General features: G+C 61.9%; 21 protein-coding genes. 11 read left to right on the top strand and 10 right to left on the bottom strand.

Translation table 11 applies throughout. The features are described 5' to 3' along the window. The first annotated feature begins 434 nt into the window (after window positions 1-434). Complete coding sequence (locus ABW043_RS00325) at window positions 435-1,046, top strand: PRC-barrel domain-containing protein (protein WP_353919255.1); 612 nt, start codon at window positions 435-437, stop codon at window positions 1,044-1,046. 101 nt (window positions 1,047-1,147) lie between these two features. On the opposite strand, the gene fliJ is transcribed toward ABW043_RS00325, so the two are convergent. Further along, entirely contained in the window at window positions 1,148-1,561 is a 414-nt protein-coding gene (gene fliJ, locus ABW043_RS00320) for a flagellar export protein FliJ (protein WP_295415613.1), read from the bottom strand. Window positions 1,562-1,619: 58 nt separating this feature from the next. Next, window positions 1,620-2,948, bottom strand: coding sequence for a flagellar protein export ATPase FliI (gene fliI / locus ABW043_RS00315; protein WP_353919256.1), 1,329 nt, complete (start codon window positions 2,946-2,948; stop codon window positions 1,620-1,622). Window positions 2,949-3,381: 433 nt separating this feature from the next. Here fliI and ctrA point away from each other — a divergent pair, with 433 nt between their 5' ends. Then, a complete protein-coding gene (gene ctrA / locus ABW043_RS00310) occupies window positions 3,382-4,089 on the top strand; it encodes a response regulator transcription factor CtrA (protein ID WP_353919254.1) in 708 nt (235 codons plus the stop codon). 60 nt (window positions 4,090-4,149) lie between these two features. Here the strand turns inward: ctrA and ABW043_RS00305 are convergent, their stop codons facing one another. Beyond that, on the bottom strand, window positions 4,150-4,278 hold the full coding sequence (locus tag ABW043_RS00305) for a hypothetical protein (RefSeq protein WP_353919253.1): 129 nt from the start codon (window positions 4,276-4,278) through the stop codon (window positions 4,150-4,152). A gap of 161 nt (window positions 4,279-4,439) precedes the next feature. Here ABW043_RS00305 and ABW043_RS00300 point away from each other — a divergent pair, with 161 nt between their 5' ends. Continuing rightward, the gene (locus ABW043_RS00300) at window positions 4,440-5,306 is read left to right on the top strand and encodes an alpha/beta fold hydrolase (RefSeq protein ID WP_353919252.1); all 867 of its coding nucleotides are present in this window, start codon (window positions 4,440-4,442) and stop codon (window positions 5,304-5,306) included. An 81-nt stretch (window positions 5,307-5,387) separates the two neighbouring features. Next, window positions 5,388-6,653: an RNA polymerase sigma factor gene (locus tag ABW043_RS00295; RefSeq protein ID WP_353919251.1), complete on the top strand. Its 1,266-nt coding sequence runs from the start codon at window positions 5,388-5,390 to the stop codon at window positions 6,651-6,653. On the opposite strand, the gene ABW043_RS00290 is transcribed toward ABW043_RS00295, so the two are convergent. The 3 genes from ABW043_RS00290 to ABW043_RS00280 all read right to left on the bottom strand — a co-directional run bounded on the left by ABW043_RS00290 (window position 6,650) and on the right by ABW043_RS00280 (window position 8,399). Further along, window positions 6,650-7,021: a response regulator gene (locus ABW043_RS00290; RefSeq protein ID WP_353919250.1), complete on the bottom strand. Its 372-nt coding sequence runs from the start codon at window positions 7,019-7,021 to the stop codon at window positions 6,650-6,652. The two genes, ABW043_RS00295 and ABW043_RS00290, sit on opposite strands and share 4 nt — an antisense overlap. A gap of 100 nt (window positions 7,022-7,121) precedes the next feature. Then, window positions 7,122-7,832, bottom strand: a complete 711-nt coding sequence (gene chpT, locus ABW043_RS00285; RefSeq protein ID WP_353919249.1) for a histidine phosphotransferase ChpT — start codon at window positions 7,830-7,832, stop codon at window positions 7,122-7,124. 69 nt (window positions 7,833-7,901) lie between these two features. Next, window positions 7,902-8,399 carry a YHS domain-containing (seleno)protein gene (locus ABW043_RS00280; protein WP_353919248.1) on the bottom strand — a complete coding sequence of 166 codons (498 nt, stop codon included), beginning with the start codon at window positions 8,397-8,399 and terminating at the stop codon, window positions 7,902-7,904. Between the two features lie 97 nt (window positions 8,400-8,496). Here ABW043_RS00280 and ABW043_RS00275 point away from each other — a divergent pair, with 97 nt between their 5' ends. Both ABW043_RS00275 and ABW043_RS00270 read left to right on the top strand, forming a co-directional pair. Beyond that, complete coding sequence (locus ABW043_RS00275) at window positions 8,497-9,069, top strand: DUF1134 domain-containing protein (RefSeq protein ID WP_353919247.1); 573 nt, start codon at window positions 8,497-8,499, stop codon at window positions 9,067-9,069. 185 nt (window positions 9,070-9,254) lie between these two features. After that, entirely contained in the window at window positions 9,255-10,424 is a 1,170-nt protein-coding gene (locus ABW043_RS00270; RefSeq protein WP_353919246.1) for a coiled-coil domain-containing protein, read from the top strand. Between the two features lie 17 nt (window positions 10,425-10,441). On the opposite strand, the gene ABW043_RS00265 is transcribed toward ABW043_RS00270, so the two are convergent. Further along, complete coding sequence (locus ABW043_RS00265; RefSeq protein WP_353919245.1) at window positions 10,442-10,780, bottom strand: DUF6476 family protein; 339 nt, start codon at window positions 10,778-10,780, stop codon at window positions 10,442-10,444. Window positions 10,781-10,793: 13 nt separating this feature from the next. Here ABW043_RS00265 and ABW043_RS00260 point away from each other — a divergent pair, with 13 nt between their 5' ends. Then, a complete protein-coding gene (locus ABW043_RS00260) occupies window positions 10,794-11,822 on the top strand; it encodes an RluA family pseudouridine synthase (RefSeq protein WP_353919244.1) in 1,029 nt (342 codons plus the stop codon). 240 nt (window positions 11,823-12,062) lie between these two features. Next, the gene (gene rpoH, locus ABW043_RS00255; RefSeq protein WP_353919243.1) at window positions 12,063-12,932 is read left to right on the top strand and encodes an RNA polymerase sigma factor RpoH; all 870 of its coding nucleotides are present in this window, start codon (window positions 12,063-12,065) and stop codon (window positions 12,930-12,932) included. A 61-nt stretch (window positions 12,933-12,993) separates the two neighbouring features. Here the strand turns inward: rpoH and ABW043_RS00250 are convergent, their stop codons facing one another. Continuing rightward, window positions 12,994-13,671, bottom strand: coding sequence for a thiamine diphosphokinase (locus ABW043_RS00250; RefSeq protein WP_353919242.1), 678 nt, complete (start codon window positions 13,669-13,671; stop codon window positions 12,994-12,996). A 201-nt stretch (window positions 13,672-13,872) separates the two neighbouring features. Here ABW043_RS00250 and thiB point away from each other — a divergent pair, with 201 nt between their 5' ends. The 3 genes from thiB (at window position 13,873) to ABW043_RS00235 (ending at window position 17,239) form a co-directional block, all read left to right on the top strand. Then, the gene (thiB, locus tag ABW043_RS00245) at window positions 13,873-14,877 is read left to right on the top strand and encodes a thiamine ABC transporter substrate binding subunit (protein WP_353919241.1); all 1,005 of its coding nucleotides are present in this window, start codon (window positions 13,873-13,875) and stop codon (window positions 14,875-14,877) included. Between the two features lie 147 nt (window positions 14,878-15,024). After that, on the top strand, window positions 15,025-16,614 hold the full coding sequence (locus tag ABW043_RS00240; RefSeq protein ID WP_353919240.1) for an ABC transporter permease family protein: 1,590 nt from the start codon (window positions 15,025-15,027) through the stop codon (window positions 16,612-16,614). Further along, on the top strand, window positions 16,601-17,239 hold the full coding sequence (locus ABW043_RS00235; RefSeq protein ID WP_353919239.1) for an ATP-binding cassette domain-containing protein: 639 nt from the start codon (window positions 16,601-16,603) through the stop codon (window positions 17,237-17,239). Before ABW043_RS00240 ends, ABW043_RS00235 begins: the two co-directional genes overlap by 14 nt. Here ABW043_RS00235 and ABW043_RS00230 read toward each other — a convergent pair whose 3' ends face one another. Both ABW043_RS00230 and ABW043_RS00225 read right to left on the bottom strand, forming a co-directional pair. After that, entirely contained in the window at window positions 17,240-19,273 is a 2,034-nt protein-coding gene (locus tag ABW043_RS00230) for a hypothetical protein (protein WP_353919238.1), read from the bottom strand. Window positions 19,274-19,321: 48 nt separating this feature from the next. Then, on the bottom strand, window positions 19,322-20,545 hold a 1,224-nt coding region (locus ABW043_RS00225; RefSeq protein ID WP_353919237.1), incomplete at its 5' end, for an adenylosuccinate synthase.

Raw genomic sequence — 20,545 nt, 5'->3', positions numbered from 1 at the left:
GAATTCATGGATGGCGGCATGCCGCATCGGGCCATGCGCGACTACGACAAGGCTAGCGCAACCTTAATCGATTAAGTCAAATTTAACGCATTAACCTCGCCGAGGGACTCCTGCCCTCAAACCTGCGTTATTGTGGGTTTGTCGCTCATAGAGCGCGTCCTGTCGGGCGGCAACCAGTGTGTGGTGCTTCTGGGCAAGAACGCGAATTCTTGTCTTCGCAGGACGCGACCAATCGCCAGGGAGGCGAAGAAGGGCCGGCACCGCCTCGCGCGGGAGCCGGCCTTTTCAATGGTTCCACAATCACTTGGCAAAATTGATCGGGAACGGCTCGCGGACCCGAGGCGTTGATCAATCATAACGGGCCACACGGTACTCTACCGGCAAGTTTTGCACCGTATGGCCCTGTTCAAACATTTGAACCATTGGAGCCTACAATGATCCGCACTCTTTTGACTACTACGGCCGTTGCCGTGCTCATGGGTACTGCTGCTATTGCTCAGACGACCCCTGCCCCTGCTCCCACCACGACGGAAGCTCCCGCAACGGCACCAGCCGATGCGGCGACCCCGGCCGAGGTGACGGCCGCACCGGTTGACACCGGCGCTGCGCAGACAACCGATGTGAATGAGCCCTGGGACATGTCGGCCGGCTACGTTGCCGCTGACACGGACAATCTCGGTACCCGCCTGATCGGCCAGCCGGTCTTCTCGACCGCCGGTGACGATGCCGAAGAAATCGGCTCGATCAGCGATCTCGTCTTTTCCGAAGGTGGCCAGATTGAAGCCGTTGTGATCGGCGTTGGCGGCTTCCTCGGCATTGGCGAAAAGAGCGTTGCCGTTGACTTCGATTCGCTCGAATTCACCCTGGCCGCCGACAACACCGAACGCTGGGTGCTGCCGACTACGGCTGAAGCCCTGACCACTGCGCCTGATTTCGTCTGGGCCGAGGATGAACCGGTTGATGGCGCCGCTGACGCCATGGCTCCGGCCGCCCCTGATGCCATGGCCCCGGCTGCCGATCCGGCCGCCCCGGTCACCACGAACTAAAATACCCCGGAATCTTTCCCGCCGCCTTTCGCTCACTGAAGGCATACGGAAAGGAAAAGGCCCGCTTCGTCGGGCCTTTTTTTGTATTCTGAATTCTGGGATCAGCGGTTGCGGAAGCGCTGGCGGGCGACTTCGTCGAACTCGGCCTGCTCGATCTTGTTCTGCTCGTCGCGCTCGCGCTGATGTTCGCGCTGGTCGAGCAGTTCGACCTTTTTGAGGTCTTCGAGGGCCTCGGCCAACTGGTCCTGCGCGGTCTCGAGCTTGCCGCGCATATCGGTGGCGGAAGCGAGGAGATTGTCGCGGCGCTGCAAAGCGGCCTTGGCAAAGGTGGAATAGGCAAAATGGGCAACGTCGGAAATGCCGGTCTTGGTCTGCTCGATCTCGATCTGCTGATCGAGCTCGGAAGCCATGCGCTCGAAGTCCGCGACCATCATTTCGATCTGCATGACCTGTCGGCGCTTTTCGTCGACATTGAACTTCTTGAGCCGAATGAGGCTCTCACTGCGCGATTTCAAGACCTGTACTCCTTACACATCAAGTCAGTCTCCGAAAGAGGCCCCAAGCACACTCCCGTCAGACCTGCGCATCCGCCTCGGCGATGATCTCCGCAAGGCGTTCATAGCCCTCGTCAATCGTCGACGTCTCTTCCCGCTGCTGGTTTAAAAACGCTTCCAGCTTGGGGTTGATAGCGATGGCGCGGTCCACATTCGGATCTGACCCTTTGCGGTAAGCCCCCAGCCGGATCAGCTCCTCCATGTCCGAAAATATGGACATGAGCTCTCGCGCCCTTGCCAGAACCGGCCGAACATCGGTCGGTACGCACCCTGGCATGGTGCGCGAAATGGACCGGAGCACGTTGACGGCGGGGTAACGTCCCCGCTCGGCAATACCGCGCTCCATCACGATGTGCCCGTCAAGAATGCCACGAACGGCATCCGCAATTGGCTCATTGTGATCATCACCTTCCACCAAAACGGTAAATAGTCCGGTAATAGAACCGGTAGAAGGCGTTCCAGGGCCTGCACGCTCGAGCAAACGTGGCAATTCGGTGAATACGGTCGGTGGATAACCCTTGGCCGTCGGCGGTTCGCCGATGGAAAGACCGATCTCGCGCTGCGCCATGGCAAAGCGGGTGAGCGAGTCCATCATGCACAGAACCCGCAGGCCCTCGTCGCGCAGATATTCCGATAGAGAGAGCGAGATATAGGCGGCCTGCCGGCGCATCAGCGCGGCCTCATCCGAGGTCGCGACGACGACGATGGCGCGCTTGAGGCCTTCCTCGCCGAGATATTCCTGGATGAACTCGTGCACCTCGCGGCCGCGCTCGCCGATGAGCCCGATGACCGAGACGTCGACATTGGTATTGCGCGCCAGCATCGACATGAGCACCGACTTGCCGACGCCCGAGCCGGCAAAGATGCCCATGCGCTGACCTTCGCAGAGCGTCGTGAAGGTATTGAGGGTGCGCACGCCGAGATCAAGGGGATCGCCCACGCGTACGCGATCATGCGCGGCAAGCGGGGACTGGCGCAGCGGATAGGATCTTGCGCCGCGCGCCAGGGGGCCCAGGCCGTCGATGGGTTCGCCATTGGCATTGATGACGCGGCCGAGCCAGGCCATGGAGGGATTGACCGATCCGTCATGGCGCTTGAACACGGCCTTGCAGCCCATGCGCACGCCACTCAATTCGCCAAAGGGCAGGCAAAGGGCATGGCCATCGCGGAAACCGATGATCTCGGCGGCGAGGTGTCCCCCGTCGCTGCCCTCGATCATGACGCGGCCACCGACGCGCAGCTCGCGCACCGGACCGACCACCTCGATGAGAAGCCCCTGGACGGATTTGACGCGACCGAAGACTTCAACATCGTCAATGGCATCGATGGCTGAAATCAGCGCCTTCATCTGGGATCCCACGGCCTCCTTGGCGACACAAACATGGTTTACGCGGACGCCACGAATCGGCCCCGGAACGAATCACAGAATAACCGAACATTAACCAGATTGCGCTATTGGCTGATCGTTCGGGCTGTGTGTGCTCAAAGCGCCCCTTTGCACCCAAACACCTCAAGCATCACGGAATGGATGAGTCCCCTGAATCGCTTGTAGGCACTTCTTAACGTACTACCTTAAGAAATTTTCATCTATTTTTATTAACAATTTCAAACACTTAAATTAAAATCACCCTAACGGTGTTTGCGTATTGCCGAAGCGAATTAAACTTTGTTAACTATTTGGGCTTAGGCTTCAGTCATATCCAGTAGGGTTGGAGCGTGGTGGTTGGACTTGTCATCCCATCACGCGGGTTCCAGCAGGAACGAATGACAAGGGGAATATAATGCGGGTACTCCTCATCGAGGACGATAGCGCCACGGCGCAGAGCATCGAACTGATGCTCAAGTCCGAAAGTTTCAACGTCTACACCACCGATCTCGGTGAGGAAGGCGTCGATCTCGGCAAACTGTATGATTATGATATCATCCTGCTGGATCTCAATCTGCCCGATATGAGCGGCTATGAGGTTCTGCGGACATTGCGCGTCGCCAAGGTGCAGACGCCAATCCTGATCCTTTCGGGCCTTGCTGGCATCGAGGACAAGGTCCGTGGTCTCGGCTTTGGCGCCGACGACTACATGACCAAGCCCTTCCACAAGGACGAACTCGTGGCTCGCATCCACGCCATCGTTCGCCGCTCCAAGGGCCATGCCCAGTCGGTCATCTCGACGGGCGACCTCATGGTCAACCTCGACACCAAGACCGTGGAAGTGCAGAGCGCTCGCGTTCACCTCACCGGCAAGGAATACCAGATGCTGGAGCTGCTTTCGCTCCGCAAGGGTACGACCCTGACCAAGGAAATGTTCCTCAACCACCTCTATGGTGGCATGGACGAGCCGGAACTGAAGATCATCGACGTCTTCATCTGCAAGCTGCGCAAGAAGCTCAGCGTTGCCACCGGCGGCAAGAATTACATCGAAACAGTCTGGGGCCGTGGCTACGTGCTGCGCGAGCCCGATGAGGCCGATGTCTACAGCGAAAACGTCGCCTGACCGTCCGGCGACTGGAATGCAAAAGCCCCGCAACCGCTGCGGGGCTTTTTGTTTTAGGCTTCAGTTGGCGCCCATTGCGCCATCGGCATTGCCGCCAAAAATCAGTTCCTGCCAAAACTCGTGAGGCCTGTGGTCGCCGATGGACACGGCAAAACAGGCAATGAAGACCAGGATGGACACGGTGCGCATGAAGTTTCCCCTCGAAACATGTGAGCGTGCCTCTAGACCCGCCAAGCTGAACCGAAGCTGACTGCCGCAGACAGAAAAATGCGCCGGCCCTGTCTGTTCCCACCCAACTGGTTCGTCGTCTTGTCGAAATGCCCTCAAGGGCCATTATCGAGGAGACGACAATGCTGCGCCTTGCCCCCATCGCCGCCCTGCTGCTGGCCGTGAGCCCTGCCCTTGCCCAGACCGACCCTGTGGGCAAGACGGTCGAGGTCAATGGCATGGACCTCTATTATGAAGTTTCGGGCTCCGGCGATCCGATCGTCGTGCTGCACGGCGCCTATATGAACATCCCCACCATGGGCGGCATCATCCCGGCGCTGGCGGAAGGCCACACGGTCTACGCCATCGAATTTCAGGGGCATGGGCGGACCGAAGACATCGACCGGCCGATCACCTATCCCAATCTCGCTGATGACGTGGCCGTCTTCATGGATGCCGTGGGTTTGGAGAAGGCCGATATCTTTGGCTATTCCATGGGTGCCGCGGCCGGGCTGCGGCTCGCCATCGACCACCCCGAAAAGGTCGACCAGCTTGTCGCCGCCTCGTCGAGCTATGACATGGCGGGCTCCCAGCCAGCCTTTCTCGAAATGATCCCGACCATGGTGCCCGAGATGTTCATCGGCTCGCCGATGGAAGACGCCTGGAAACAATATGCGCCCAATCCAGATGGCTTCCGGCCTTTCGTCGAGCGCATGATCGCGCTCGAGCACGAGCCGCTTGCATGGGGTGACGAGGTCAAGGAATTGAAGTCGCCCGTGCTGATCATTGCCGGGGATGCCGACATGATGACGCTTGAGCACATCGTGAGCATGTTCCGTCTGCTTGGCGGCGGCGCGCCGGGCGATATGGGCCAGCCCCTCGGAGCCTCGCGCCTCGCCATCCTGCCTGCGACCTCGCATACGGCGGTGATCGACCAGGTCGACCTGTTGATGGGGTTCATCGATCCCTTCCTAAAGGGCGAGACGCCCAAGGGCATGTTCGATCAATGATCACACCTGCCGGGATCCCTCACTCCGGACTTTTCCTCGCGCCACTTCGCTGGCAACCTGACCAGCGATCTGGAGGGGCCGATGAGCAATCGCCAAGAAACCGACAAGGCCATTTCGACGGTCTGGCGCGTCGAACAGGCGCGGCTGATTGCCGGCCTCACAAGGCTCGTGCGCGACATCTCGCTGGCCGAGGAACTGGCGCAGGACGCCCTGATGGCGGCCCTCAAGCACTGGCCGGAAACCGGGGTGCCGCGCAATCCCGGCGCCTGGCTGATGCAGGCGGGCAAACGCAAGGCCATCGACTATTTTCGCCATCGCAAGATGGCGACAGGAAAGCTCGCGGAAGTGGGCCGGATCATGGAGGACGAGGTGCCGGACGCCGAAACCGCCATCCATGAGAGCATGGACGACGATGTCGGCGACGATCTTCTGCGCCTGATCTTTACTTCCTGCCATCCCATCCTGCCGGCCGAAAGCCGCGTCGCCTTGACGCTTCGGCTAATCGGCGGCCTGACGACCGAGGAAATCGCCAGGGCATTTCTGGCCAATGACGCCACGATCGGCCAGCGCATCGTGCGCGCCAAGCGCACCATTGCCGATGCGGGCCTGCCCTATGAAGTGCCGCGCGGCGAGGAGCGGGCCGAACGGGTCCAGTCCGTGCTGGGCGTGCTCTACCTGATCTTCAACGAGGGCTATTCGGCGACGGCCGGCGAGGACTGGATGCGGCCGCAGCTGTGCGAAGAAGCAATGCGCATGGGGCGTATCCTTGCCCGGCTGATGCCCGAGGAGGCGGAGGTGCATGGGCTCCTGGCGCTGATGGAAATCCAGCATTCTCGCGTCAATGCCCGCACCAATGCCAAAGGCGAGCCGATTCTCTTGCCGGACCAGAACCGGGCACTGTGGGACCAGTTGATGATCCGGCGCGGGCTTGCCGGGCTCGATCGCGTCAACGCGCTCAACGGCGTTGCGGGGCCCTACGCGCTTCAGGCAGCCATTGCCGCGTGCCACGCACGGGCCCGAAAAGCCGGTGACACGGATTGGCGCCGGATCGCTTCGCTTTATGCGGTGCTGGTGGAAATCATGCCCTCGCCAGTGGTCGAGCTCAACCGGGCCGTAGCCGTGTCGATGGCCGAGGGGCCGGCGGCGGCGCTGGTCCTCGTGGAAGTCATTCGCGAAGGTGGAATGCTAGAGAACTATCACCTGCTCTACGGGGTGCGCGGCGATCTCCTGCGAAAGCTCGAGCGGCATACCGAGGCCAATCTCGACTTTCGGCACGCCGCGGAACTGACCCGGAATGAGCGGGAGAAGGCGTATCTGCTAGGAAGAGCGGCAGAGGTCGCCGGTTAGACGGTCTCGAACCGGCTGAGGTCGAACTTTGCTTCGAGGCTCTGCCGGTCGAACGGCTTCATCATATAGTCGTCGGCGCCTTCCTTGCGGGCCATGGCGATGGCGCCGATGTCGTGCTCGACCGTGCAATAGACGATGTGGGGTTTTTCCCCGCCGATGAAGGCGCGCAGCAATTTGAGGAATTCCAGCCCGCTCATGATCGGCATGTTCCAATCGAGCAGGATCGCGTCGGGCATGTCGGCCTTGCACTTCTCGAAGGCTTCCTGTCCGTCCTCGGCTTCTTCGACGGTGTAGTCGAGATCTTCGAGAATACGGCGAGCAACCTTGCGCACGACGGTGGAGTCGTCAACGATCAGGCATGTGGGCATGGTGAAGCTCCGGGCAGGCAGGCGCTGCCCGGACTATGCGCGGCAAGTGGTTTGGGAATGGTTAGCGAAAAAGAAACTTTCTCACTGAGCGCACGGCCAACTACTCGCTGGCGGTCTCGGTCTTGGCTTCCTCGACGACCGCTTCTTCCTTGGCCTTGGGAATAGCGGTGAAGAAAAAGACGTCTGCTTCGATGCCGATATCGATCTCCATATCGGTCATGCGGGCGAGAAGGCCGGTATAGAAGGGCTGGATGCCCCGGGCATCGACAGAACCTTCTTCGGGCATGCCGGAGAGCAGACCAGCCGAACCGGAAGGGATCAGCGTCTTCTGGCGCTTTTCCGGATCGCTCTTGGAGTTGAACTCAAACTTCTCTTCCCCGGCCGGGCCCGAAACCTTGACGCTGACAAGACCACCGCGCGGCACGGAACCTGCTGCGATGAGCAGCATGTTCATAAGCAGCTTGGCCTTGTGCTTGGGCAGAAGGATCAGCGGCACCTGCCAGTCGAGATCGGCCTTTTCGATATCGAAGAGAATGCGCGCGACGCGTTCGCATTCGCGCGTGTCGATATCGGTGCCGGCGGTCGAGGACGCGCCATAGGCGAGGCGGGCGAATTCGAGCTTGGCGCGGCTCTGCTTGGCGGCGCTGGCGATCAGGTCACGCGCGCCTTCCGACATTTCCGCCTGCGAGGGATCGGCAAGAACTTCGAGGCCGTTGCCGATGGCGCCAATGGGGTTGATCAGGTCATGGCAAACCCGCGAGCACAGCATTGCGGCGAGGTCCGTTGCCTTGAGCTCAATGATATCGGTCATCTTAGGTCTCCATGCCCGCCGAAGCGGTGAATCAGTCTTGGGAAGAATAATGGGACGCGCGGCCCAGCACTACTGCGTCGATAGCGTTTTGGACAATGCTGGCCAGTTTGCGGCGCCCTGGCGGGCGGCAGCGTCGGGCGCGAGGAGGAATGCCTCGCGATTGGCTGCCGAGTAGAAGAGAAAGAGCCGATCCTTGAACACGGTATAGAGCCGCGGATCGGAATCGGCGACGAAACCGCGCGCCATGCTCATGGCACCATGGCCGCCATATTGGGGCGCATAGATCTCAGGATGGCGCTTGAAGATCTCGAAATTGGCTTCATTGGCAAAGTACCAGGGCGCGCCCATCCATTGAAATTCGAACTCGGGCTTGCCCGGCAAAGGCGCCTTTTCGGTGAAATAGGACACCGGGTCCATGCCGCCGATGGCAATGCCCGTGAGCGGGTCGGCGGTGATATAGCTGACAACGGACTGGCCCAGCGCGGGCGTAAAATGGGCGGAAAACGGCCCAAAAAGCGGCAGCACCACGGCGAACATGGTTAAGATTTGTTTAGAGGTTTGCTGCATGATCGAAATCCAGGATCGGCACGTCGTCGGCGGTAAATTTGCCGCAAAGACCTTAATGTCTTCGTAACCACGCTGAGCCGCCCAAGGGAGATGATCCATGTTCAAACGCCTGGCCAAAATTGGTGCCCTGTTGCTGGCGCTCGCACTGCCGGCATCCGCACCCGCCCTGGCACAGGGTTCGCTGAGCGACACCTATTCGGGCGACGAACTGGTTGAAAGCGGACACCAGTTCTTCGGCTCGGCCAGCCAGGGCCTTGCTTCTGTCGTTGAAAAGGCTGTGAGCCAGTTCGGCCTGCCCAATGGCTATATCCTCGGCGAGGAAGCCGGCGGCGCACTCTTTGTCGGCGCCAAGTATGGCGAAGGCAAACTCTATACCCGCAATGCCGGGGAATATTCGATCTTCTGGCAGGGCCCGAGCATCGGCTTTGACGTCGGCGGCGACGGCTCCAAGGTCATGATGCTGGTCTATAATCTCCAGACCATCCAGGAAGTGCTCGGGCGCTTTCCCGGCGTCGATGGCTCAGCCTATGTCATCGGCGGGCTCGGCATGACCGTGACCAAGCGCGGCAACGTCGTCATCGTGCCGATCCGCTCGGGCGTCGGCGCCCGCCTCGGCATCAATGTGGGCTATCTCAACTTCACCAACGAGCCGACCTGGAACCCCTTCTGATGTCCGTTGCCTGGAAGAAAAAATGTTCGGAAGCCGGGGCTTTGTCCCCGGCTTTTTCGTGACTCGTGTCCCAAAGCCGTTAGGGTTAATCTTCTGTGGAGATGGTCAGGGTAAAACCTGAGCGCTAAATCGGAATATGGACGAACCGGCTTTGCCGGGGCTGCCTTGCAGCCGGAGTATGCGCGATGCTGATCGAGAACATGATGTACTTTGCGCTGGGCCTGCTGGTGGCAGGGCTGATTGCGCTCATCGTCATGCCGGCCGTGTGGAAGCGGGCCGTGCGCCTGACCAAGCGGCGCATCGAGGCAGCGACACCCATCACGCTCTCGGAATTCCGCGCCGACAAGGATCAGCTGCGCGCCGAATTTGCGCTTTCCACCCGCCGGCTGGAAATGAACGTCGAGACGCTGCGCAGGCGTCTTGCCGAACAGCTCAGCGACGTGAACCAGAAACGCACCGATCTCGGCGCGCTCAAGGCCGAGCGCGAACAGCATATGTCGGTGGTTTCCGAACTCGAAAATCGCCAGGTCGATCTGCGGGCCCGCGTGATCGAGCTCGAGAAGGAAGGCACAGACCTGGCGCAACGGCTGCGTATGCGCGACCGCGACGTGGACGCACGCCAGGATGAAATCGAAACCCTACGCGGGAGCCTGCGCGAAGGCTTCCCGGAAGCGACCGGCGGCGAAAACCTCAGCGGCGATTACGACCACGATGTCGACCGGCTGACCGCCCTGCTTGCCATCGAGCGAAAGCGCGCATCTTTCCTCGAAGAACAGGCCCATAGCCTGATCGAGCGGCTGGAAAACTCAGATCGTCGTTCTTCGGAGGCCACGGCCGCCATTGCCCAGATGCGCAATGCGCTGGCACGGCGAGACGCCGCGGAGGAAGAAAACGCCGAAGCTCTCGTTACCGCGGAAGCCCGCATTGCCAGCGCCGAAAACCGGCTCAATGCCCTTCTCGCTGAATCGAGCGAAGTCGTTGCCGAAAGTCATGGCCGCGTCGAGCAGTTGCTGGCTGACAAGCTTGGCCTCGAAGACGAAGTGGAGCGGCTCCGCTCCAAGGTCGCCAATGTCGAATCCTCGATCCTGGCGGACTGGGAGAGCGAACGTTTCGAAGAGGCGCACCTGCGCGAAAAGCTCAACGACATCGCCGCCAGCGTCAGCCGGCTGGTCTATGCCGTCGACCACGACACCTCGCTCAACGAAAATCCCGAAGAAAGCCTCTTCGACCGCGTGCAGCGCTTTGCCGATGACGGGGAGTCGATGGGGACCCTGGAGCCACCCAAGAGCGATAGCCCACGCCGTGGGTCGGTCTCCGATCGTCTTGCGGCGTTGCGGGAAATTCAGGGGCGCTAGGCCGCCCCTGCTGCCTGCTACTGCGCTGCAATTTCCGTGCTTTGGCGCAATTCGCCGGTCTTGGAATCGAACACCGACAGCATCACCGCGCCGCCGGCGCGATAGGTGACCTGGATGGTGCCATCGACCGTCAGGGCCGAAACCACCTCGGCGCCGGGCGGAACACTGACGCTCGCCGCGATGGTTGGCGGCGGCGCATCGCGCATGAGGCGATAGACAACGGCCACGCCAATCGCCATAAAGCCCAGCAACATGATGCCCATGGCGAAACCCGCCGAGCGGCGTGCTTTTCCAATAACGGCGGCAGCCTCGGGCGAGACTTCGGTTTCGGCAGGGGCAGGCTTATTGCCGGACATGTCAGGATCACTCATGGCAGACGATACCGATCTAGAATTCGAGGGCGAGCCGATCGAGCTTGTCGTCGATGAAACCAACGCCGGGGGCCGTCTCGACGCCGTGCTCGCCAAAGAGCATGACGTTTTGAGCCGCAGCCGGATCAAGGATTTGATCCTCAATGGCGCCGTCACCATCGACGGCAAGGCCGTCAGCGAACCCAAGTATCGCTTGAAGGCCGGAGAGACAATCGTCCTTCTTGCCCCACCCCCGGAAGATCCCGAACCCGCTGCCGAGGATATTCCGCTCGACATCCTCTATGAGGACGACCAGTTGATCGTCATCAACAAGCCGGTCGGCATGGTGGTGCACCCGGCCCCCGGTTCGCCCAATGGTACGCTCGTCAATGCGCTGATCTTTCACTGCGGGGAGAGCCTCAAGGGCATTGGCGGGGTGAAGCGCCCCGGCATCGTGCATCGGCTCGATCGCGACACCTCGGGCGTCATGGTGGCTGCCAAGACGGAGAAAGCGCACAAGCACCTCTCCAAGCAGTTCGCCGACCATGGACGGACGGGCCCGCTGCATCGCGCCTATACCGCCTTTGCCTGGGGTACGACGCAAAGTGCCCTCGGCACCGTCGATGCCCCACTTGGTCGCGACCCCGGCAATCGCCTGAAACAGGCCGTGCGCAAGGACGGACGCGAAGCCATCACCCATTACTCTGTCGAAGCGCGCTATGGCGACGAGGGCTGGGATATCACCCGGATCCAGTGCCAGCTCGAAACCGGCCGGACGCATCAGATTCGCGTGCACATGGCCCATATTGGCCATCCGCTGGTGGCCGACCAGGTCTATGCCTCGGGCTACGCGACCAAGATCAACCGCCTGCCCGAAGAGCTGGCTGGCGCCGTGCGCGGTCTTGGCCGCCAGGCGCTGCACGCCGCCGAACTCGGCTTCGAGCATCCGGTGACGGGCGAAGAGATGATGTTCGAAGCGGATCTGCCCGATGATCTGCAGGCCCTGCAGGACGCGCTTGATCCCTACGACAAGGCCTTTGCGCGCTAGGCGCAGCAGCGCATCACTCAAGGGTGATCGAACCGAAAGACCCGCTGGCACGTAGTGTTTGAGGCACATCGAAAATGCCGGCGGGAACCTTATCCAATTTGTAACGTTGGATCGGGTTTCTGCCTCTTAAAATCGCCAAACTACCGCCTATATTAGGCGGTGCGTCTTCGCCTGTGCCGTATGGACAGGGGGAGATTGTTCCGCCCGCGCAATGCGGGGGATAAGAAAGGGGGTGCGTCCATGGCCCAAACCAATCTGCCCATTCTCTCCTCTGAGGGTGGCCTCAGCCGCTATCTGCAGGAAATCCGCAAGTTCCCCATGCTGGAACCGGATGAAGAATACATGCTCGCCAAGCGCTACAAGGAACATGCCGATCCAGGCGCGGCCCAGAAGCTGATCACCAGCCACCTGCGCCTCGTCGCCAAGATCGCCATGGGTTATCGTGGCTATGGCCTGCCGATCTCTGAAGTCATTTCCGAAGGCAATGTCGGCCTCATGCATGCGGTCAAGCGCTTCGAACCCGAAAAGGGTTTCAGGCTCGCGACCTATGCGATGTGGTGGATCCGCGCTGCCATCCAGGAATATGTGCTGCGTTCGTGGAGCCTCGTAAAGATCGGCACCACCGCCGCGCAGAAGCGCCTGTTCTTTAACCTGCGCAAGGTGAAGGGTCAGATCGCCGCCCTCGACGACGGCAGCCTGCACCCTGACCAGATCAAGCAGATCGCCACGACGCTCAAGGTCACCGAAGACGACGTTGTCTCGATGAATGCACGCCTCTCCGGCGACGCCTCGCTCAATTCGCCCATGCGGGCGGACGAGGGTTCCTCGGAATGGCAGGACTGGCTGGTCGATGACACGCCGGACCAGGAAACGAGCCTTGGGGAAACTCAGGAGTTCAGCGAGCGCATGGGCCTGCTCAACCAGGCCATGGAAGTGCTCAACGAACGCGAACGCGCCATCTTCCAGGCTCGCCGCCTGCAGGATAACCCCGCGACGCTCGAAGAACTGGCTCAGCAGTATGACGTCAGCCGCGAGCGTATCCGCCAGATTGAAGTCCGTGCCTTTGAAAAGGTGCAGGAAGCTGTGCAGCAGGCTGCGCACGCGCACTAGGCTTTCTGGTGATCGAAGATTGGCTCCCGCGCTCCGAAAGGACGCGGGAGTTTTTGTTTGGTCAGGGCTCTACCAGATCCCAGAGGCGCTCCTTGGCGAGGATAAGAAGCCAGGGCGTCTCGTCCTCGGGGATGACCTCGACGCGCCCGCCTGTGCCCTCGTTGGAAGTACCGATGAGGCCGCCGGGTTCGAGCAGCAGACCATCCATGGGATAGAAGAGGCCGGTCGAACTGCGGAAACGGATGGGCACCAGCGGGTGGATCGACACGCGCTCGCGTTTTCCCGCTTCAAAGGCAATGGGGCCAGTAACGGCGAGTGCCACATCGACTTCGTCGACTAGCATGAGCCGGCGGCTCGGCGCATATTGCAGCACGGCGCTGAGGGCGGCGAGGGTATGGTCGAGGCGCTTGCCGGTCATGCCAAGCGCGAGGGTGACCGGCGCCTCGGTGGAGTAGAGCGTTTTCTGGAAATCGGTGGTGATCTGCTCCGGGATATGGATGACGCGGGTGCGACTCTCCCAGCCCACGCGATTTTCCAGCGAATCGAGATCGCCGATGATCGCATCGGGCAAAAGTCCCGCCGCATCGATCGTATCGGCGCCACCGTCGGCGCCCACCAGGGCGACGCCCTTTGCGGCCAATTCGCGCAAAAGGGCCGCGTCCACCGTGCCGCCGCCGACGATGGCGAGGGGGCGATCGAACACCAGCGGCAGCGCTTCCTGGCCGCGTTCTGAAGTCACTTGCACTGTCACATTTCTCTCAATATGGTCCGAGCCGTCTCGCTGGGGTGTTCTGGAAATCTTCCGGAGCTGAGAGTTACCCATTGAACCTGAACCAGGTCATGCTGGCGGAGGAAGTTCGAGATGGCAAGAGTGCCCTCGCGCCCTTCCCATTGACACATACCCTTCTCCCATGGCCGCAACCGTTGAAGGGATGACCAAATGGTCAAATCCATCTCCATGGCGCTTGCGGTCCTTATTGGATTGTCTGCCGGTTCTGCGCGTGCGCAGGACGTGCCTACGCTCACCATCTATACCTATGACGGCTTTGCCGCCGAATGGGGCCCCGGCCCGCAGCTTTCGGCCGCGTTCGAGCCGGTTTGCGGCTGCAAGCTCAACTGGGTCGCCGCCGACTCGTCCATTGGCACGCTGCGCCGCGTGCAGCTCGAAGGCGCGACGACGGAAGCCGATCTTATCGTTGGTCTCGACACCGCAATCGCCGGGGAAGCCCGCGCCACGGGCCTCTTCGCCGATCACGGCCTGACGCTCGACAAGCTGGCGCTGCCCGAAGCCTGGACCGATCAGCAGTTCGTGCCCTTCGATTATTCGCACTTTGCCTTCATGTACGACACCGACCGGACGGCAACGCCCCCAAAGTCGTTCGAAGAGCTGATCGCCATGCCGGATGATTTCAAGATCGTCGTGCAGGACCCGCGCTCGGCAACGCCCGGCCTTGGCCTCGTGCTCTGGATCAAGGCGGCCTATGGCGATCGCGCCGGTGAAATCTGGGCGGGTCTCAAGCCGCACATCCTCACCGTGACGCGCGAATGGAGCGAGAGCTATTCGCTCTTCCTCGATGGCGAAGCCGACATGGCGCTCTCCTATACGACCTCGCCGGCCTATCACATCATCGAAGACAAGGATGAGACCATCAAGGCGGCGCTCTTCGAAGAGGGGCACTATCCGCAGATCGAGGTGGCGGGGATTCTGAAGTCGTCGGACCAGCAGGAACTGGCCAAGCAGTTCCTCGCCTGGTTCGCTTCGCCCGAAGGCCAGAAGATCATTCCGACGACCAACTGGATGTTCCCGGTGGTTGATCTCGGGGCCGATCTCAATCCCGCCTTTGCGGGCCTGCCGCAGCCGGAAAAGACGCTGCAGCTCAGCGACGACGATATTTTGGCCAATTCCTCGGCCTGGATCGATGAGATGCTGGCGGCGGTTCAGTAACTTGACCCTCGCACCCCCACCTAACCTCCCCCTGATAGGGGGAGGAATGGCTTCGCGTTTGGCAAAGCATCGCGCCATGCACGAAATCCTGCTCCTCCCCCTATCAGGGGGAGGCCGGGTGGGGGTGTCTGCAACTTCGTTATTAGCATGCTGACCCTTCCCCCCCGCCCTGCCCGCATTACCGTTTCAAGCGCGCTCGCCATCGCGATTGCCGGCCTGATCGCGGCGGTGCTCTGGGCCATTCTTGATGCCGCCACCGAACCTAGTTCGGCTTCCCGCGTGGACATTCCCCATCTCCTGCGCATGACCGCCATTCAGGCGGGACTGACGACCGTGCTGTCGCTCACCGTCGGCACTGCGCTGGCCTGGGCGCTGAACCGGTTGCGCTTTCCCGGTCGCGATCTTGTCGTTGGGCTCTTTGCTGCAGCCATCGTCACGCCCGGCATGGTGGTGGCCTTTGGGCTCCTCTCCATCTGGGGCCGCAATGGGTGGATCAATCAGACCAGCGAGGCGCTGTTCGGCTTTTCGCTCGGCAATCCGGCTTTTGGCCTTTCGGGCATTCTGCTTGCGCATGTCATTCTCGATGGTGCTTTTGCCGCGCGCATTCTTTTGGCGCGACTCGATGCTATTCCGGCGACGCGGTTGAAGGTCGGGCAATCCCTGGCGCTGTCGGCAACGCAGCGCTTTGCCCTGATCGACTGGCCGGCCATGCGTTCGAGCTTGCCGGGGCTGGGCGCCATTATCTTTCTCCTCGCTTTCACGAGTTTCCCAATCGTCCTGCTGCTCGGTGGTGGCCCGGCAAACCAGACGCTGGAGGTCGCCATCTACTCTGCGGTGCGGCTCGATTTCGATCTCGTCGGCGCGGTGCGACTGGCGCTGACCCAGATCGCGGTGTGTGCCGTGGTCATTCTGCTGGCTTCGGCGAGCACGCCCGTCGTCAGCGTACATGGTCGCTCGGTCGCGCCGAGCTGGCGGGATGCGGTCCCGGCGCGGGCACTGCAATGGATCATCCTGTTGCTTGCGACCGTGGGCTTTGCCCTGCCCCTGCTTTCGGTGCTGATTGACGGCATTGCCTCCGGCTTTGGCCGTGTGCTGGCGCAGCCGACATTCTGGTGGGCGCTGGGGACGAGCCTTCTCATCGGCAGCGCCTCCGCGTTCCTGACCCTGCTGCTCGCACTTGCCATGACCCTGGGTCGTGCGGCAAGCGGGGCGAGGCCGGTGCGTATTCTCCTCGGCACGCCAAGCTTTGCCTATCTCGCCGTGCCTGCAGTGGTGCTGTCGCTCGGCTTCTTCCTTATCGTGCGCAATCTGGGCGTGGCGCCGGCGCAGGCTGCGCCCGTTGTGGTGATCATTGCCAATAGCCTCCTCGCCTTGCCCTTTGCCGTGGCGACGCTTGGCCCGCCGCTCGATGCCATGGTGCGGGCGCGCGGCAAGCTTATTCGCTCGCTGGGGCTGTCCGGCTGGCAGCAGTTTTGGAAGGTCGAATACCCGCTGCTCGGGAAAGACATTGGGCTCATGCTCGCTCTCGCCTTCTGCTTCTCGCTGGGCGATCTCGGCGTTATTGCCCTCTTCGGCACGCAGGATTTCCAGACCTTGCCGCTGATGATGTTCCGCGCCCTTGGCGCCTATCGAAGCAATGACGCCGCTGCCATCGCCGCCATTTTGCTGATCGGCACTATTCTCGCCTTCATCGGCCTGCCGCGTCTCTTTGAAAGGATCGCCCATGCTTCGCGCTGAGCACCTCGCCTTTGCCTATGGAAAAGAGGCGCAGACTTATGACTTTTCCTTCGAGGCGGAGGCCGGGTCCGTCACGGCCATTTCCGGGGCGAGCGGCTCCGGCAAATCGACCTTGTTTGATCTTATTGCCGGTTTTCTGTCGCCAAAGAGCGGCACGCTGACGCTTGACGGCACCAACCTGCTGCCGCTGCCACCGGAAACGCGGCCGCTCTCGCTGCTGCTGCAATCGGATAATCTCTTCGACCATCTCAGCGCCCGCGAAAACGTCGCCCTTGGCCTGCCAAAGGGCATGGCCAAGGCGGAAGGCCGGCAACGTGTCGAAGAAGTTTTGGCGCGCGTCGGGCTGGAAGGTCTTGCCGATCAGACTGCGGCAACCCTTTCAGGAGGACAAAAGCAGCGCGTGGCTTTGGCCCGCACCCTGCTGCGCCACCGCGCCATCCTGTTGCTCGATGAGCCGTTTTCCGCGCTGGACGATGAAACGCGGCATGTCATTCGCGCGCTTGTGGGGGAACTGACACGCAGCGAAGGCTGGCACACCATTCTCGTGAGCCACCACGAGGACGACATAGCGGCGCTTGCTGCGCGCCGCTATCGCTTGGCGGAGGGCCGGCTCACGCCGGCCTGATCACTGCGCCCAGGCAGCGAAGACTTCGTTGAACAGCGCCTGCGCGTCGGAATCCTTTTCGAGCGTCAGGATGGCGTTGCGGCCGGTGCCATAGACGATGGCAAGGTCGAGCCAGCGGCGCGATTCGAGGAGCTGCGAATTGGACGTCTGATCGTCGGGCGAAGCTGACAGCGCGAAGAGGAAGCTATTGCCCATGACGCGGGCCGAGGCGCCGACCAGCGGCGTGCCCGGCACGAGTTCCTCGTTCTTGAGCAGCACGCCAGGCAGGCTCGAAATCGCGCCACCGACAAAGGTGTCGTTGACGTCGAAATTGACTTCCATCAGGTGGCTGGCCGGCAGGCTCGGATCGCCATTCTTGCGGATCGTCACCGAGACATTGAGATTGCGCGCCGGAATGCTGGCTTCGCCGATCAGCGTCGGGAGGCCAAGCTCATCTTCGCCCTTGGTCCATTCGACGGTGCCCGAGAAGGGAACAGCGCCGGTGCGGCCATCGGCAGAGGCTTCGAGCAGCAGCGACTGGCTGCCGGCGAGAACCGCCGGGTCGACGCTGTTGGCCGGATCATTGGTCGCCGCTATGCTGGTATCTGCGCCGGAGAGACGCTCTTCGGTCTTGTTCTCACCGCCATTGATCGAAGGCAGCACGGTCTCCGTGCCGCTGGGCGTAACGGCTTCCGGCGTCGGCTCAAGCCGCTCGTCGGTGTCGATACCTTCCATCGCCGTGGTCGGCTCAGTGGTCGTGGTGGTCGCCGTATTGCCCGGGCCGGTCGTCGTATCCGCGGCGGAGGGGGCGTCGAGGGTCGGTGTGGTCGGCGTCGGAGCGTCGGCGGTTTCGGTCACGGCCGTTTCGGCGCGGCCGAACATCTGGTCGAGATCGACATAACCCTCGCGCCAGGCCCAGAAGCCGGCGCCACCGGCGCCAACGAGGAGCAACGCGAAGACAATGAGGAAAATCGTCATGCCCGCGCCAGAGCGCCGATCGCTATCGGCTGCGTCAAAAGCGCTGGGATCGGTATTTTCGTCGCTGAGATTCTGGTCGAGCGCCGCGCGTGTCTCGGGCTCGGGCAGCATTTCGGTCGGTTCGCCGCGGGCTTCACGATCGAGCGTTTCGATGGCGCGCTCAATGGCGCCTTCGGCTTCGCGCGTATCGTCCGGCTCGACTTCGACCTCGCGCACGCTCGACAGGGCGGTTTCGACCTGCGGCTCGACGACGCTGATTTCCGGCTCGACCACGGCCTGGCGAGCAAGTGCGGCACCCGAACCCATGGAGGGCTCGACGCGCGCCATTACGGGCTGTGCGTTAAAGCCGCCATTGGCAGCCGTGCTGACGACAGCGGCCGCTTCGCGACGCGGCAGGATGGTCGGGCGCTTGAGTGGAACGGGGGCGTTGGCGCCAGGCGGGGCGACCTCTTCCACGACGACCGACGTCACCGGCTTGGCGATCGCCTCGTCCTTGACGACGAGCGGCGCGACGACGGGCTCGACCTGGGCGCCGCTGACGCTGGCGGCCTGGCCGATAATCTCTTCGATCGAGAGCGGGCCATCGTCTTCTTCGACCGCTTCGGTCGGCACAACGTCGGCGGGCAATTCGTCGGATTCAGGATCGGCTTCTGCCTCGACCGCCTGGGGCGCAGGCTGCGCGACAGGCTTGGGCGCGACGACGTGAACCGGCTCGGCAATGACGGGCGGCGTTTCCACCACTGGCGCGGCCTGGATTTCCACGACGGGCGCGGGTTCAGGCGCGCGTGGGGGCGCCGCCGCGGGGGCTGGCGCAGCGGCAGGCGGGCGCGAAGCAAACAATGCATCGCGCCCGAGACTGATGACAGCCTCGCTGGCTTCCTGTTCGACCTGGCGGATACAATCTTCGAGCTGCAACCGGTGCTGCGTGATCTCGCGGGCGGGCAGAGGGGGCTGAATAGCCCGCAGCTGACCGACGAGAGCCGCGCGCGCCTTTTCGTAAACTGCGCGCCGCGCAGCTCCATTGTTCTCCGGCAGCGCCGAGATCGCTCGGCGCAACAGCTCCTTATAGTCCGCCATAGGCTACTGGGTACTCACAATTGCAGCGACGTCTTTTAGCAAAAATTATCAATCTTGGAACGGGTCAACCACCAAGATGGTATCCGCCCGTTCCGGACTGGTAGACAGAAGCGCGACCGGGGCCCCGATCAGCTCTTCGATATAGCGAACATACTTTACGGCCTGTGCCGGGAGCTCGGCCCAGGAGCGCGCTCCGGCCGTCGTTTCCGACCAGCCTTCGAGTGTCTCATAAATAGGCTTAACGCGAGCTTGCGCCCCCATTGAGGCAGGCAAATAATCAATCCGTGATCCATCGAGCTCGTAGCCGACGCAGACCTTGATCTCCTTGAGGCCATCAAGAACGTCGAGCTTGGTCAACGCAATGCCGGTGATACCCGAGGTCTTGACGGTCTGACGCACGAGCACGGCGTCGAACCAGCCGCAGCGGCGCGGACGGCCGGTATTGACGCCGACTTCCTTGCCGACGGTGGCGAGATGCTTGCCGACTTCGTCATTGAGTTCGCAAGGGAACGGGCCTTCGCCGACGCGGGTCGTATAGGCCTTGGTGATCCCCAGCACATAGCCAATGGCCGTCGGCCCGAGGCCCGAACCGGCAGCAGCCTGACCGGCAACGGTGTTGGACGACGTCACGAACGGATAAGTGCCGTGATCGTTGTCGAGCAGCGCGCCCTGCGCACCTTCAAAGAGGATGCGCGCACCGGCACGGCGCTTGTCGTCGAGGACCTGCCAGACGCGATCCATGAAGGGCAGGATTTCGCCAGCAATGGAGGTCAGTTCATCGTAGATCGTCTGCGCTTCGATCTCGGCAAGGCCGATGCCGCGGCGCAGCGCATTGTGATGGCTGAGAAGACGCTCGATCTTGGGCATGAGCGTGTCGGGTTCGGAGAGGTCGATGAGACGGATGGCGCGACGGCCCACCTTGTCTTCATAGGCGGGACCGATGCCGCGGCGCGTCGTACCGATCTTGAGACCGGAATTGGCGTCTTCACGGATACCATCGAGCTCGCGATGCAGCGACAGGATCAGCGGGGCATTGTCGGCGATGCGCAGGATCTCGGGGGTGATCTTCACGCCCTGGCCGCGGAGCTTTGCCATTTCCTGGACAAAGTGGTGGGGGTCGACGACCACGCCATTGCCGATCACCGAAAGCTTGCCCTGCACGAGACCGGAGGGCAGCAGCGCGAGCTTGTAGCTTACGCCATCGATAACCAGCGTATGACCGGCATTATGACCACCATGGAAGCGCACGACGACGTCGGCGCGCTCCGAGAG

It is taken from the genome of Devosia sp. (genome assembly GCF_040509215.1).
Lineage (GTDB): Bacteria > Pseudomonadota > Alphaproteobacteria > Rhizobiales > Devosiaceae > Devosia.
This window is presented reverse-complemented; position numbering and strand designations above follow the sequence as displayed.

Bases quoted from the DNA above. Each gene is read 5' to 3' on its own strand.
- ABW043_RS00240 (WP_353919240.1), top strand. From the start codon at position 15,025: ATGCTGACCCTTCCCCCCCGCCCTGCCCGCATTACCGTTTCAAGCGCG.
- ABW043_RS00295 (WP_353919251.1), top strand. From the start codon at position 5,388: ATGAGCAATCGCCAAGAAACCGACAAGGCCATTTCGACGGTCTGGCGC.
- ABW043_RS00290 (WP_353919250.1), bottom strand. From the start codon at position 7,021: ATGCCCACATGCCTGATCGTTGACGACTCCACCGTCGTGCGCAAGGTT.
- ctrA (WP_353919254.1), top strand. From the start codon at position 3,382: ATGCGGGTACTCCTCATCGAGGACGATAGCGCCACGGCGCAGAGCATC.
- ABW043_RS00305 (WP_353919253.1), bottom strand. From the start codon at position 4,278: ATGCGCACCGTGTCCATCCTGGTCTTCATTGCCTGTTTTGCCGTGTCC.
- ABW043_RS00265 (WP_353919245.1), bottom strand. From the start codon at position 10,780: ATGTCCGGCAATAAGCCTGCCCCTGCCGAAACCGAAGTCTCGCCCGAG.
- ABW043_RS00230 (WP_353919238.1), bottom strand. From the start codon at position 19,273: ATGGCGGACTATAAGGAGCTGTTGCGCCGAGCGATCTCGGCGCTGCCG.
- ABW043_RS00270 (WP_353919246.1), top strand. From the start codon at position 9,255: ATGCTGATCGAGAACATGATGTACTTTGCGCTGGGCCTGCTGGTGGCA.
- ABW043_RS00260 (WP_353919244.1), top strand. From the start codon at position 10,794: ATGGCAGACGATACCGATCTAGAATTCGAGGGCGAGCCGATCGAGCTT.
- thiB (WP_353919241.1), top strand. From the start codon at position 13,873: ATGGTCAAATCCATCTCCATGGCGCTTGCGGTCCTTATTGGATTGTCT.
- ABW043_RS00300 (WP_353919252.1), top strand. From the start codon at position 4,440: ATGCTGCGCCTTGCCCCCATCGCCGCCCTGCTGCTGGCCGTGAGCCCT.
- fliI (WP_353919256.1), bottom strand. From the start codon at position 2,948: ATGAAGGCGCTGATTTCAGCCATCGATGCCATTGACGATGTTGAAGTC.
- ABW043_RS00280 (WP_353919248.1), bottom strand. From the start codon at position 8,399: ATGCAGCAAACCTCTAAACAAATCTTAACCATGTTCGCCGTGGTGCTG.
- ABW043_RS00325 (WP_353919255.1), top strand. From the start codon at position 435: ATGATCCGCACTCTTTTGACTACTACGGCCGTTGCCGTGCTCATGGGT.
- chpT (WP_353919249.1), bottom strand. From the start codon at position 7,832: ATGACCGATATCATTGAGCTCAAGGCAACGGACCTCGCCGCAATGCTG.
- ABW043_RS00235 (WP_353919239.1), top strand. From the start codon at position 16,601: ATGCTTCGCGCTGAGCACCTCGCCTTTGCCTATGGAAAAGAGGCGCAG.
- ABW043_RS00275 (WP_353919247.1), top strand. From the start codon at position 8,497: ATGTTCAAACGCCTGGCCAAAATTGGTGCCCTGTTGCTGGCGCTCGCA.
- rpoH (WP_353919243.1), top strand. From the start codon at position 12,063: ATGGCCCAAACCAATCTGCCCATTCTCTCCTCTGAGGGTGGCCTCAGC.